General features: G+C 60.0%; 16 protein-coding genes and 1 tRNA gene. 16 read left to right on the top strand and 1 reads right to left on the bottom strand.

Features of this window, described 5'->3' with window-relative positions:
- Positions 1 to 34: 34 nt before the first annotated feature.
- The 9 genes from V8P86_RS12545 (at position 35) to V8P86_RS12505 (ending at position 6,722) form a co-directional block, all read left to right on the top strand.
- Positions 35 to 430 (top strand): YlbF/YmcA family competence regulator, encoded by a 396-nt coding sequence (locus V8P86_RS12545; RefSeq protein WP_336327618.1) that lies wholly within the window; start codon positions 35 to 37, stop codon positions 428 to 430.
- Positions 431 to 470: 40 nt separating this feature from the next.
- A complete protein-coding gene (locus tag V8P86_RS12540) occupies positions 471 to 1,301 on the top strand; it encodes an MBL fold metallo-hydrolase (protein ID WP_336327617.1) in 831 nt (276 codons plus the stop codon).
- A 57-nt stretch (positions 1,302 to 1,358) separates the two neighbouring features.
- Entirely contained in the window at positions 1,359 to 2,615 is a 1,257-nt protein-coding gene (locus V8P86_RS12535; protein WP_336327616.1) for a hypothetical protein, read from the top strand.
- A gap of 113 nt (positions 2,616 to 2,728) precedes the next feature.
- A complete protein-coding gene (locus V8P86_RS12530; protein ID WP_336327615.1) occupies positions 2,729 to 3,262 on the top strand; it encodes an amino acid-binding protein in 534 nt (177 codons plus the stop codon).
- The gene (locus tag V8P86_RS12525; protein WP_336327614.1) at positions 3,259 to 4,203 is read left to right on the top strand and encodes a homoserine dehydrogenase; all 945 of its coding nucleotides are present in this window, start codon (positions 3,259 to 3,261) and stop codon (positions 4,201 to 4,203) included. Before V8P86_RS12530 ends, V8P86_RS12525 begins: the two co-directional genes overlap by 4 nt.
- A gap of 181 nt (positions 4,204 to 4,384) precedes the next feature.
- Positions 4,385 to 5,653, top strand: a complete 1,269-nt coding sequence (tuf, locus tag V8P86_RS12520) for a translation elongation factor EF-1 subunit alpha (protein ID WP_336327613.1) — start codon at positions 4,385 to 4,387, stop codon at positions 5,651 to 5,653.
- A gap of 1 nt (position 5,654) precedes the next feature.
- Positions 5,655 to 5,963: a 30S ribosomal protein S10 gene (rpsJ, locus tag V8P86_RS12515; protein ID WP_336327612.1), complete on the top strand. Its 309-nt coding sequence runs from the start codon at positions 5,655 to 5,657 to the stop codon at positions 5,961 to 5,963.
- A gap of 79 nt (positions 5,964 to 6,042) precedes the next feature.
- Positions 6,043 to 6,114, top strand: a tRNA-Ala gene (locus tag V8P86_RS12510).
- A 197-nt stretch (positions 6,115 to 6,311) separates the two neighbouring features.
- Positions 6,312 to 6,722 carry a hypothetical protein gene (locus V8P86_RS12505; RefSeq protein WP_336327611.1) on the top strand — a complete coding sequence of 137 codons (411 nt, stop codon included), beginning with the start codon at positions 6,312 to 6,314 and terminating at the stop codon, positions 6,720 to 6,722.
- An 82-nt stretch (positions 6,723 to 6,804) separates the two neighbouring features.
- Here the strand turns inward: V8P86_RS12505 and V8P86_RS18930 are convergent, their stop codons facing one another.
- Positions 6,805 to 7,023 (bottom strand): DUF7692 domain-containing protein, encoded by a 219-nt coding sequence (locus V8P86_RS18930; RefSeq protein WP_442909394.1) that lies wholly within the window; start codon positions 7,021 to 7,023, stop codon positions 6,805 to 6,807.
- Positions 7,024 to 7,261: 238 nt separating this feature from the next.
- Between V8P86_RS18930 and V8P86_RS12500 the strand changes: the two genes are divergently transcribed.
- From V8P86_RS12500 to V8P86_RS12470, 7 genes are all read left to right on the top strand, one after another.
- Positions 7,262 to 8,053 carry a transcriptional regulator FilR1 domain-containing protein gene (locus tag V8P86_RS12500; protein ID WP_336327610.1) on the top strand — a complete coding sequence of 264 codons (792 nt, stop codon included), beginning with the start codon at positions 7,262 to 7,264 and terminating at the stop codon, positions 8,051 to 8,053.
- 176 nt (positions 8,054 to 8,229) lie between these two features.
- A complete protein-coding gene (locus V8P86_RS12495) occupies positions 8,230 to 8,580 on the top strand; it encodes a nuclear transport factor 2 family protein (RefSeq protein WP_336327609.1) in 351 nt (116 codons plus the stop codon).
- Positions 8,581 to 8,788: 208 nt separating this feature from the next.
- Positions 8,789 to 9,820: a sugar phosphate isomerase/epimerase family protein gene (locus tag V8P86_RS12490; protein WP_336327608.1), complete on the top strand. Its 1,032-nt coding sequence runs from the start codon at positions 8,789 to 8,791 to the stop codon at positions 9,818 to 9,820.
- Between the two features lie 314 nt (positions 9,821 to 10,134).
- Positions 10,135 to 11,181, top strand: a complete 1,047-nt coding sequence (locus V8P86_RS12485) for a thiamine pyrophosphate-dependent dehydrogenase E1 component subunit alpha (RefSeq protein ID WP_336327607.1) — start codon at positions 10,135 to 10,137, stop codon at positions 11,179 to 11,181.
- Positions 11,181 to 12,206: an alpha-ketoacid dehydrogenase subunit beta gene (locus tag V8P86_RS12480; RefSeq protein ID WP_336327606.1), complete on the top strand. Its 1,026-nt coding sequence runs from the start codon at positions 11,181 to 11,183 to the stop codon at positions 12,204 to 12,206. Before V8P86_RS12485 ends, V8P86_RS12480 begins: the two co-directional genes overlap by 1 nt.
- Complete coding sequence (locus V8P86_RS12475; protein ID WP_336327605.1) at positions 12,203 to 12,463, top strand: lipoyl domain-containing protein; 261 nt, start codon at positions 12,203 to 12,205, stop codon at positions 12,461 to 12,463. Before V8P86_RS12480 ends, V8P86_RS12475 begins: the two co-directional genes overlap by 4 nt.
- Positions 12,456 to 13,247 carry a 2-oxo acid dehydrogenase subunit E2 gene (locus V8P86_RS12470; protein ID WP_336327604.1) on the top strand — a complete coding sequence of 264 codons (792 nt, stop codon included), beginning with the start codon at positions 12,456 to 12,458 and terminating at the stop codon, positions 13,245 to 13,247. The genes V8P86_RS12475 and V8P86_RS12470 overlap by 8 nt, the downstream gene beginning before the upstream one ends.
- The last annotated feature ends 163 nt before the right edge of the window (positions 13,248 to 13,410 follow it).

Below are 13,410 nucleotides of genomic sequence, written 5' to 3'. Positions count from 1 at the left end.
CAACGCTTTGCATACTCACGCCAACCAAGGCACAATGAGCATCGACAGCGACTCCCCCGCCGACAGCGAACAGAGCATCGAGGACCTCGCCCGGAGTCTCGGCGACGCAATCGCCGACCTGCCGGAGTACCAGACCTTCCTCGAAAAGCAGGAAGCCGTCGAGGCCGACGAGGACACACAGGAGAAAATCGCCGAGTTCGAGCAGGTCCGCACCGAGTACATGTCTGCCCGCCAGCGCGGCGAGGCCAGCCAAGAGGACCTGCGCGAACTGCAAGAGACCCAGCAGGAACTGCACGACATCCCGGTAATGAGAGAGTATCTGCAGGCCGAAAATGACCTCGAACTCCGCCTGCAGGCGCTCAACGAGTACGTCAGCGACCCGCTGGATATCGACTTCGGCGAGAAAGCAGGCGGCTGCTGTGAGGACTAAAAGGCGAAACGCTTAGTCGCTCGCCCCGCCAGCCACGGGTATGACCATCGAAAGCGACTGGGGCGACTGGCTGCTCGAAGAGGTTGCCGACGCAGACCCCGACGGCGTTGACTTCTGGTATCTCGGCTGTAACGGCTTCATTGTCAAGAGTGCCGACGGAACGACGGTGTTCATCGACCCGTATCTCGGACTCGGCGATCCACCGCGGACGGTGCGGATGATTCCGGTTCCGTTCAATCCGGATGACGTGAGCGAGGCCGACGCCGTGCTCGCGACCCACGAACACTCCGATCACGTCCACGGCGAGAGCCAGGCACCGATTCTCGATAACACGGGCGCGACCTTCTACGGCCCCGACGCCAGCGTCGCCGTCACCGACGAACAGGACTGGACCGGCCGCTGGGACGTGAGCGAGGATCAGATCGAAGAAATCGACGACGGCGACAGCTTCGAGATCGGCGACCTGACGATCTCTGTCTATCCGGCGAACGATCCAGACGCCGACCATCCCGTCGCCTACGTCATCGAACACGAGGCCGGGACCTTCGTCCACGGCGGCGACGCGCGACCCGGCCAGTTCGAGGAGATTGGCGAGGAGTACGACGTCGACGTGGCCGTGCTTGCCTTCGGGTCGACGGGGATGATTCCGGACAAACAGACCCGCGAGCCAAAGCGGACGACGTGGTACAGCGACGAGAACATGATCGTCGAGGCGGCCAACGAACTCCAGACCGAGCGGCTAGTTCCGACGCACTGGGATATGTGGAAGGGACTCACGGCCGATCCGACGGTTATCCACAGACACGCCAGTAGCTTCCCGTACCCGGAGACAATTGCGGTTGTCGAAATCGGAGACCGCCGGAGTCTGTGAGCATCCGAGTGCGAACAGTAACTAAGTTTAATACATCGGAAGATCCCACATGGATACATGAGTGATTCACAGGCGTACGAGGAGGTCACTATTTCGTCGGACGGGGTGACCGTGGTCAAACGGTTCGAGGAAGACGAGTTCCCCGTGCCGGCGATTGCATTCGAGTTCGAGTCCACTCGCGACGAATCAGTGACGGTGCGGATGAGCGACACTGTTCCCGAGGGAATCGAGGTAGAGGATCTGGGCTTTCACCCCGAGTACGGCAGCGAGTTCTGGACCATCGACGACGATACCATCACTTTCGAGCGCGAACTCGATGCCGAGGGCTCGTATACGACGGTCTACGGGATTCGGGCGACCGGCAGCGACAACGTCCAGCAGTTTCTGACCGAGCCAACGATCGAATCCGTCGATCCGCCGCTGCCGGAGGACGAGCAGGACGACCCCGAGGATGTCATTCCCGAAACCGACGACGATGTCGTCAAAGACGCCATCGCCGGTGACGGCGAGATTCCCGGCCTCGAAGAAGAGGACGGCGACGAGGCCGACGAGGAGGATGTTGCGACGCTGGAGCTGAACGATCCGAACGAATCCGAATCTGCGGCGGCCGCGGCCGAAGACGACGAGCAATCGGTGTCCGAAGAGGGAGACGAGCCAACGGTTTCGGCCTCCGGCGAGAGCCTGACCGCCGCACTCGCCGCCGAGATCCGGCAGAAGAACGTCTCCGGCGAGGACCTCAAACTGCTTCGACGGGCGCTGGATGTCGCCGCACAGGAAGACGGCGGCGGGAGCGACCAGGCACGAATCGCACAGATTCAGGACGACATTTCAGATCTTCGCGCGTATACGAGCGCACTCGAGGAGTTCCTCGACGAGAACGGGACCGGCGAGGAACTGATCGAGGACTTCGAGCAGCAACTGAACTCCTTCGATCAGCGGCTCGAATCCGTCCAGTCCGAACTCCAGTCCAACAGCGAGGAGGTCTCGGCAGTCAGCGAGGAAGTCGAGGAGATGAGCGAGACCGTCTCGACGGTCGATTCCGAGATGGATTCACTCGGCGAGGAGGTCGACGAGGTGAGCAGCGACGTGAGTTCTATCGAATCTGAGGTCGAAGACGTGAGTTCAGACCTCGAAGAGATGGATACGACCGTCGACGAACTCGATGCCTCTATCGACGAAATCGAGGAGTCGATCGGAGAACTCGAAGCGCAGGTCACCGACGAGGATGTGGCCGAACGAGTCGACGAACTCGAAGCACAGATCGACGACCTCCAGACCTGGCAGGAGCAGATCAAGAATACCTTCGGCGGCTGATCGGGCCGAGGGCCGCGTTCGCGGGGTCGAATCGACGGCGAACGACTGGTTTCTTATAGTCGGCCGTCTGAGATGGACCTAATGAGGGACACGACCGACGAGGTGAGTGGACGATGAGCGATTCGGCCGACGACGTACGCGCCTATACCGTCCGGCTCGAACTCGTCGACCGGCCGGGAGAGTTGCTTCGGGCGCTCGAACCGATCGCCAACCAGGGAGGGAACCTCCTCTCGATTTTCCACGAGCGCGGCAATCTCACACCCCGCGGCGATATCCCCGTCGAAGTCGATCTGGAGGCGACACCGGGACAGTTCGACAATATCGTCGACGCGCTGCGAGACGCCGGAATCAACGTCATCCAGGCTGGGGCCGAGCAGTACAGCGACGAACTCACAATCGTTCTCGTCGGCCATCTCGTCAACACAGATCTCTCCGACACACTCTCACGTATTCAGGACTCGACCGGTGCATCGGTCCGAGATTTCTCACTGTCTGCACCCGAAGGCGAGGAGGAAGAATCCAGCGCGCGAATGCGTCTCGCGACGCAGAAAGGACAGGCAACGGACGTGATCGACTCGATTCGTGGGATCGCCGAGGAGAAAGGACTCCGTGTCGTCGAACCGCTACTCGGAGGTGAGGCAGTATGAATATCGCCGTGATGGGTGCCGGTGCGGTCGGCACCGCTGTGCTCGAACTCGCCGCCCAGTACGGTCACACCGTCACCGCGATGGCCGATTCCAGCAGTGCTGCGGTCGATCCCGATGGCCTCGATCCCGCGGCCGTGCTCGACCGAAAGAGCAGCGAGGGCATCGTCGGAGACGCCGACCCCGAAGACGCGCTGGACGCTTCCTACGACGTACTGGTCGAGGCGACGCCGACGACACTGGGCGACGCCCAACCCGGCTTCGGCTACCTGGAGGCAGCGCTCAAACGCGACCGTCACGTCGTCCTCGCGAACAAGGGACCAGTCGCCGAACGGTACGGCGACCTGCGCGACCTCGAAGCCGACAGCGAGGGCGAAGTCCGCTTCGAGGCGACCGTCGGCGGGGCGATTCCGGTATTGTCGACCATCGAGAGTTTCGGCCCTGACCAGATCACCACGGTCCGAGGCGTGCTCAACGGCACGGCGAATTTCATCCTCTCGCGGATGCAAAACGAGGGGCTGAGTTACGAACACGTCCTCGCGGAAGCACAGGATCTCGGCGTCGCCGAAGCCGACCCCTCCTTCGACGTCGAAGGGACCGACGCCGCGCTGAAATGTGTGATCGTCGCGAACGTGCTCCAGAACGGCAAGGAGTTCACCCTCGACGACGCCACTGTCGAAGGGATCCACGAACTTCCAGCGAGCGCGCTGGATCTCGCCGACGAGGACGGTCAGACGATCCGACTGGTGGGAGAGGTGACCGGAGACACCGTTCGCGTCGGGCCGCGACTGATTCCCGAAAACAGCGCGCTTGCAGTCTCCGGAACCCAGAATATCGTCCAGTTCGAGACGACCTACGCCGGGTCGCTGTACAACTCCGGGCGCGGTGCCGGCGGCCCCGAGACGGCGACGGCCGTGTTCGCGGATATCGGCCATCTCGACTGACAACCGCATCGACTTCTGATAGCTTGCCGCCGAAACCAGGACACGTCGCTTCGACCGAGTGCCGTGGGACCAGTTCACAGAACCACCAGAGGGCATCGGTGTGGGTGGCGTGCGGTATCGAAATGATTTTATGAACAACCGCGTTAAGTATCCGGTATAGCGCCTCTGCGCGTGAGAACAAATGAGTGACGATAAACCACATCAGAACTTGGCCGTGATCGGCCACGTTGACCACGGGAAGAGTACACTGGTCGGACGACTCCTGTACGAGACCGAAAACGTACCGGAGCACGTCATCGAACAGCACAAAGAAGAAGCAGAAGAGAAGGGCAAGGGCGGCTTCGAGTTCGCCTACGTGATGGACAACCTCGCAGAGGAGCGAGAGCGAGGTGTCACCATCGACATCGCCCACCAGGAATTCGACACTGACGAATACTACTTCACGATCGTCGACTGTCCGGGCCACCGGGACTTCGTGAAGAACATGATTACTGGCGCGAGCCAGGCCGACAACGCTGTGCTCGTCGTCGCCGCCGACGACGGTGTCCAGCCACAGACCCAGGAGCACGTTTTCCTGGCTCGAACCCTCGGTATCGACGAGATGATCATCGCGGTCAACAAGATGGACCTCGTCGACTACGAAGAAGGTCGCTACGAGCAGACCAAAGACGAAGTCACCGACCTGCTCAACCAGGTCCGCTTCGACACTGACAGCGTCAAATACATCCCCGTCTCCGCGTTCGAGGGGGACAACGTCCAGAGCGCATCCGACAATACGCCGTGGTACGACGGCGAGATTCTCCTCGAAGCGCTCAACAACCTGCCGGAGCCGTCGCCGCCGACGGACGCCGACCTCCGACTCCCGATCCAGGACGTCTACACGATTTCCGGAATCGGTACCGTCCCGGTCGGCCGTGTCGAGACCGGTATCCTCAACACCGGCGACAACGTCTCCTTCCAGCCCTCTGACGTGAGCGGCGAAGTGAAGACGATCGAGATGCACCACGAAGAGGTGCCGGAAGCCCAGCCCGGTGACAACGTCGGATTCAACGTCCGCGGCATCGGTAAGGACGACATCCGCCGTGGCGACGTCTGTGGCCCGGCCGACGACCCGCCGAGCGTCGCCGAGACGTTCCAGGCACAGGTCGTCGTCATGCAGCACCCGAGCGTGATCACCGCGGGTTACACCCCGGTCTTCCACGCCCACACGGCACAGGTCGCCTGTACCATTGAGTCCATCGACAAGAAGATCGACCCTGCCTCCGGCGAGACCGCTGAGGAGAACCCGGACTTCATCCAGTCCGGCGACGCTGCAGTCGTGACGGTGCGACCGCAGAAACCGCTCAGCCTCGAGCCGTCCAGCGAGATTCCGGAACTGGGCTCGTTCGCCATCCGAGACATGGGCCAGACCATCGCGGCCGGAAAGGTCCTCTCGGTCAACGAGCGATAACATGCAGCAAGCACGCGTCCGCCTAGCGGGCACTAACCCCGAAGACCTCGACAGCATCTGTGGCGAGGTCAAAGACATCGCCGACAACACCGGCGTGAAACTGTCGGGTCCGGTGCCGCTGCCGACGAAGACGCTGGAAGTACCTGCCCGGAAGTCCCCCGACGGTGAGGGGACTGCCACCTGGGAGCACTGGGAGATGCGCGTTCACAAACGGCTGATCGACATCGACGCCGACGAACGTGCACTTCGCCAGCTGATGCGCATCCAAGTCCCGAACGACGTCAGCATCGAGATCGTCCTCGAAGACTGACGACGGGACGGCTCACGCGCAGGCTTTCCCGGCACGAAGACAGCACGTATTTACTCGTCCAGACTGAACAGACGTTTGCGGGCTCGTAGATCAGTGGCAGATCGCTTCCTTCGCAAGGAAGAGGCCCCGGGTTCAAATCCCGGCGAGTCCATACCTCTTTTTACTTCGTCGGGTTCGCTCTTCGAGCGAACCGCTCCTCGTAAAAACTAGGGGAAAAACGACCTCAGCGTTCGCTTCGCTCACGCTGAGTGAACCGCGCCTTCGGCGCGGATGCTTGACCGTAGATCGCACCGCAGAGATTTTCACTAGATAGAGGAATTTAACAAGAAAAAGCCTGAATACCAGCGTATGCCGGAGTGCACCCGATGTGGGGACTTTACTGATGTGAGCTCAACTGGGGAGTACCACTACTGTGAAGGCTGTCAAGAAGAATTTCAGGAGGTGGAGAAGTCCGGAATTATCGTAGAAGACGACACCGATGGCGATGTCCATGTGATCGTCACCGCACATGACGAGGAGTTTGATGGTGGAACCGAAAACAGTCAGGTGGACGGCATTGCACGTGGGAAGTACATCGCCGAAGAAACCGATCTGCCAGCGATGTTCAAATATCGCAAGACAGGATCGATGTGGATGCTCGATGAGTACCTCGAAGCGCACCCAGATATTCGCAAGCGTGTTCATCAACGGTTGAGTCGAGTCCCAGACAAATCGGAAGACGGTCTACTTGATCGAGTTCGGGCATTCCTAAATCGGTAGTATATACGATTCCCATCCAAGCAACAGGGCGTGAGTTACTCCTTTACAAGGAGTTCAGTATCCAGCTCCACCGTCATCTCAATCACATCAGTGCTAAGAATATCGGCAACTTGTTTGATTTCTTCCGGCGAGAGCCGACCACTGAGATATTCAATTGCCCTCTGTTTAGCTTCAAATTCCTGATGGTGTGAATACACGCGCTGTCGATCGCCCCTGTTTTGGGACTCTCATTGAGCGTGTTAGCAGTACGCTCGTAGAGATCCGTCCGCCACTCTTTCTTGCCGCTCGTATTGATGCGCATAGTTTTGCACATGGGGCTGGGAACCTAGTTTTTTCGAGTAACTGGACGGGGGAGAAATCAGCAATTGTTACAGGATTGTCGTGCTTCCGGGTGGGGCCGTCGGCGTGGTCGAGGCGATCGACCTGACTGCGCGCAGGCTGCCCGTCCCGCTCCCAGAAAAGGCACCTGCGGATGCCCATCAAATATGATTTTGACATAAACCTATTTTTCCCACGACTGAAATCGTTCTAGTATACGAATGGACGCGATTGATGAGCAAGCAGAACATGCCGAATTGTTATCGAGGGCACTACTCACCAAAGAGAACATCGCAGCCATCTACCGAGTGAAAAATGGGGGCGGCGTTGATGTCGAACGACCCGTCGTCGACGAACTCGAAGACGAGAACGTCGTCAAACGCGTCGACGGGTCGGTCGAACTGACCGAGAAAGGCGAGATCTTCTACCCGATCGTGCACCAGCTCATGGACAAAAGCTTTCTCGACAAACTGGACTGGCTGATCGACCGGGCTGAGGACTGGGAAGAAACGTTGCCGCCGTTTCACCTCCTGCAGGACGCCTCGGTGAGAGTCGAGCAATCCCAGGAGTGCACACGAGAGGTCGTCGACAGGTACAATGAACTCGCAGGAGAGAGTGCGACGCTGCAGGAGTTGTCCCCGTTCATCCTCGGAGCGGGAATTGAATCACGCGAAGCCGTCCTCCCCACCGACACAGACTGCAGGTACATCTTCTCCGAGGGTATGATCGAGGACATCAACGACTCAGAGAGACACCGGAAAGCACTGCAAAAATACAAAGAAGACCCGCATGTCGACCTGCTACGCTATCCAGGCGAGTTCCCCTACATGCTGACCTGCCTCGACGACACCACGCTACTAATCACTCGCGGAGAAGAGTACATGACCGTCCTGATCGAATCCCAGGGAGAGGGCCTGCGGATGTGGGCCGAAAACAAGATCGCCGAATACCGGGCCCAATCACAGGAACTGCAGGTGGATCGAGGTGTAGAACCACCGGAAATCCAGAAATAGAGGCCTAGTGGAGAGAATCCACGCTTCGAGTCCGAGCGAGTGAGGTTTCAGCCCGTCCTACGGACAGTAACGATGGTATAACGGCCCGGTCACAGTGCTATCGGGAGCCCTAGCCACAGCCAGTGTTGTCGGTAACCTACTCAGAACAATAATTGTGGCTGTCCCTACAGTTCGGTATGTCATCGACTGACTCGGTGCTCGACCACCACTTGGAGATGTTCGGCGAATGCAACCTCGACGGAATCATGGAGGATTACGCGGCGGACGCGACGTTCATCTCGGACAGCGGCGTCCTCCACGGGACCGACGAGATACGGGAGATGTTCGCGGACTTGCTCGAGGAGTTCGACGACCCATCAGTCGAGTTCTCCCTCGACGAACGAGTCATCGAAGATGAGTATGCCTACATTGTCTGGCACGCCGAGACGCCTGCACACGAGTACGAATTCGCCTCAGATACGTTCATCATCCGCGACGGGGAGATTGTCACCCAGACACTCGCCGCCGATGTCTCGCCGAAAGACTAAGCAGCCCCTGCCTTGGCACCTGCTGGGAATTCTGTTGTTTTTCGTCAGTGTCCGTGGACGGATATGGGATTCACCGAGACAGTGAGCGGGCGCACGCCCGTGAACTAATGCGATCTTATTTTCGATACTATGCTAGTAACAAACATGTCTGTACCCCAATAGGTGGTCTGCGGGGTGGCACGAAACCGAACACACACGAGGGCACACCATGAGACCAAACAGACGCGACATTCTCAAAGCGACAGGGGGAACGTTGACAGTCGCTGGGATCGGTCAGGCCAGCGCACAAGAGGACGGAGACGACGAGGCAGAGGAAGACGCTGACGAGGAGGAAACCGACACCGACGACGGTGCGCCACTGCTGGCGAGCATGTGGGCACACGGCATCGGTGCGACGCCGTTCAGGGGGGCACACGGCCACCGAAACTGGAGCGTCTACCCGATCGAGCAACGCGCCAGGATTCTCTCGGAAGTCGGGTTCGAGGCCATCGGATTCATCCAGCAGGACATCAGGCACATCCTCGAGTACGAACTCACTGAACCGAACAGCAGACGGGGCCGCCTCCAGCAGTTGAACAGCATTCTGGAGCAAAACGGCATCGACTTCGTCGAACTCGAGTTTCTCACCGAGTTCATCCTCGACGAGGACGACCCGCGCCGGCAGGCCGAACAGGACGATCGCGAACTCCTGCTCGAAGCCGCGGAAGTGCTGGACGCCAATCACCTGAAGATCGGGAACATCAACGGCTATCCCGTAGAGATGGAAGACATCCAGGACCGATTCCTCGACGTGAGCGAGGAGTTTGCCGATGTCGGTACTGAGGTCGGGCTGGAGTTTTTCCCGGTCGACCCGAACATCCAGAGCATCTCCGAGGCACTCGAGGCCACGAGTCTCGCTCGCGACGAGGGGGTGGGCGGGCTCTACCTCGATCTGTGGCACAACGTGAAACTCGACGTCGACTTCGATGAGATCGCCGACCTCGACGCCGATGACGATATCGTCGCCGTCGAGTTCAACGACGGCTACGTCGAGACTGACCTGGACTTCCTCGAGGAGACGATCAACCTCCGGAAACTCCCCGGCGAGGGCGAATTCGACATCGAAGGCTGGATCGATGCCCTCGACTCGGCCGGCTTCGAAGGCCCCTACGGATTGGAGATTCTCTCGGAGGAGTACCGACGATTCGAGCCTGAAGAAGCCTACCAGCGTGCCTACGACGCCGGCGCAGAGTACTTCTAATTAGCCCGGCTCGGGCGCTTTTTTCGCCTTCCATTGGACGCCCCGGTACGATCGTCCCGGTGAGTCTCGGCTACCGTCTCCCACAGGTCGACACTCCCCGTGCTGGTCACTGGAAGTCCCAGGCGATGCTCGACAGACCACCTGTCGCGGTGCAACCCCCGAGATGTATCGCGCGAGAAATCACGACTATTCTTTCGTTATTCGGACCCCAGGTAATCGATTATGAGCACACAATGTATACACGTTACTGGCGGTTTCGGCCTTTGACCCGGAATTTTATATTCTATTCTAACAAACATTTCTGTGGGGGTTTTATGACTAGTGTCAGCACTTCACAAATAAAAGCGTTCTACGAAGATATGGTGACGGCACGGGTGTACGAAGAGCGGTTGCAGGAGGAGTATATGGAGGGGAAAACACCGGGCTTCGACATCAGCGCCGGACAGATTCCGGGCGAATTGCACCTTGCGGCCGGACAAGAGGCCGCAGCGGTCGGGGTCTGTCACCATCTCCGTGCGGAGGATACCGTGACAGCACCACACCGCCCGCACCACATCGCCATCGCGAAGGGAGTCGATCTCAAGCGAATGACCGCCGAGATATTCGGCCGAGAAACGGGGCTCTCCTCTGGGAAGGGGGGTCACATGCACCTGTTCGATCCGGACGTGAACTTCGCCTGTAGCGGGATCATCGCCGAAGGTGTTCCTCCGGCGGTCGGGGCGGGCCTGACAGCACAGAAGCGCAACGAGGACAGCGTCGGCGTCGCCTTCCTCGGCGAGGGAGCGATCAGCCAGGGGGCCTTTCTCGAATCGCTGAACTTCGCGAGCGTCCACGACATGCCGGTCGTGTTCGTCATCGAGGACAATGACTGGGCGATCAGCATGCCCAAAGATCGAGTCGCGGATTCCCACGATGGCTCCCGCCGAGCAGACGGCTTCGACATGCCGGGCGTACGAGTCGATCAAGACGACGCCCTCGCAGTTTCCGAAGCCGCTCGGGAGGCAATCGGACGCGCCAGAGACGGGAACGGACCGACGGTCATCGAGATTCAGGTCCACCGTCGGATGGGTCATTTCATGGGCGATCCAGAAACCTACCGGTCCGAGGAGGATCAGGAGGCCCACCAGCGCCGGGACTCCATCGAGCGCCTCGCAACAGATCTCCGCGCCCACGGTGTCGACGACGAGACCCTGACGGAGATCCGCGAGCGCGCAGAAGAGCGCGTCGACGAGGCAATCGAGTGGGCCAAAGACCAACCGAAACCGGACCCGGAGGATGCTTACGATGACATGTGGGTGAATCCACCCTCGGGCGTAACAGACACAGAACCAGACTTCGATCTCGCAGGAGGTGACGACTAATGGCACAACAACAGCGACAGACAATCGATCGGACCCGGACGATGAGCGACGCGATGGTCGAAGCCATCGCGACCGAGATGCGGGAGAACGAGGAAGTCTTCTACATGGGCGAGGATGTCGCAGACTACGGCGGTATCTTCGACTCCACAGACGGCCTCTTAGAGGAGTTCGGCTACGACCGGATCATGGACGTTCCGATCAGCGAGACGAGCTATATCGGCGCTGCTGTCGGCGCTGCTCAGGAGGGGATGCGCCCCATCGCCGAGTTGATGTTCGTCGATTTCTTCGGCGTCGCGATGGACCAGATCTACAACCAGATGGCCAAAAACACCTACATGAGCGGCGGGGCGGTCAACGTCCCGATGGTGTTGACGGCCGCGGTCGGGGGGACGTACAACGACGCCGCCCAGCACTCACAGACGCTGTACGGTACATTCGCGCACGTCCCCGGGATGAAGGTCGTCGTCCCGTCGACGGCCTACGACGCCAAGGGACTGATGCACAACGCCATCCGCGACGACGACCCGGTCGCCTACATGTTCCACAAGCGCCTGATGGGGATCGGCTGGCTCCCAGCGCCAGATGGACCCAAGACAGCCGTCCCCGAGACGGACTACACCATCCCCTTCGGCAGCGCCGACGTGAAACGCGAGGGCGATGACGTCACCGTCGTCACCCTCGGTCTGCACGTCCACCGCGCCCTAGACGCCGCGAAAGAACTCGCCGACGACGGCATCGACGTCGAAGTGATCGATCTCCGCTCGCTGGTCCCACTCGACGAGGAGACGATCCGTGAATCCGTCAGCAAGACCGGGCGTCTCGTCGCCGTCGACGAAGACTACCAATCCTTCGGCGTCACCGGCGAGGTGATTACACGCGTCGCTGAGAACGATCTCGGCACTCTGGAGGCCGTCGAACGGGTTGCGATACCAGACGTTCCGATCCCGTACTCACGCCCGATGGAAGACGAAGTCGTCCCCGACAGCGAGGACATCCAGGAAGCAATCCGCGCGACAGAACCATGAGCGACGAACGGGTGGCGATCAACGTCGACGAGTACTGGCCGGAGGACGCCGACGACGACGAGGGGATCGTCATCAACTGGTTCGTCCGCGAAGGCGGCGCCGTCGAGGAAGGGGACGTGCTCTGTGAGATTCAAGTCGAGAAAGTCGACGTCGATATCCTCGCGCCGACCAGTGGGACGCTCACGGAAATCGTCGTGCCGGAGGACGGAGAGTTCGGACACGGAGACGTACTCGCGTACATCGACGAACATGACTGAAGACAACGACAGACCGACCAAACTGCATCCGGCCACGAAGGCCCGTGAGACGGTCGATCCCGCTCGTCTCCGTGCCGATGGAGGGCGGACCAACCCTGTCGAGCGGACGGTCCGCGAAGAGCACTCACTGGACCGGATGCGCCAGACCATCGCGAAACGGCTCTCCGAGAGTTACAGCGAGGCCGTCCATGTCACGTTGCGCCGGCGGGTGAACGCGGAACCGCTTCTGGAAGCGACCGAGCGCGCAAAAGAGGACATCGAGGACGTGTCGTTTTTCGACATCCTGTTGCGTGCGCTGTCGGCGACGCTCGCGGAGCATCCGGAGTTCAACGCCACCTACGAGGACGGCACCCACCAGCTCTACGACGAGCACAACCTCGGTATCGCCGTCGACATCGAGAACGGTCTCGTCACGCCGGTGCTCGGCGATGTCGGCTCGAAGTCGCTGGCGACGATCACCGAACAGCGGCGGGCGCTCGTCGAGCGCGTTCAGGCCGGAGAATTCTCGATGAGCGACTTCAAAAACGGGACGTTCACGGTGACGAACCTCGGCCCACTCGGGGTCGACTCGTTCACGCCGATCATCAATCCACCGGAGATTGCGATCCTCGCTATCGGACGGCTCGACGAGCGGGCCCGACCCGGCGGTGACGGCGGCGTGACGTTCCGCCGGGAACTCCCCCTTGATTTGAGCTTCGATCATCGAATCGTCGACGGAGCCGACGGCGCGCGCTTTCTCCGAACGCTCGCCGAGAACCTCGAAACGGCGGAACGGTTCGTCTGAGCTGCCCGTTCCACGCCATCTTTCGAACAGTAGTTGCGGCGCACAGAGAACCAAGCGTGGCCCAGCGGAGCCCACAGTTGCGGTTGGATTACTTCGCTCGGTTGACCTCCAGTCGGACGAGAAAGAGAAATATCACCCAAAAACCGAGTTATATCCTAATTAT

It is taken from the genome of Halovenus anhuiensis (assembly GCF_037080055.1).
Classification (GTDB): domain Archaea; phylum Halobacteriota; class Halobacteria; order Halobacteriales; family Haloarculaceae; genus Halovenus.
The sequence above is the reverse complement of the archived record's forward strand: the minus strand, read 5'-3'. Positions and strand labels throughout refer to the sequence as shown.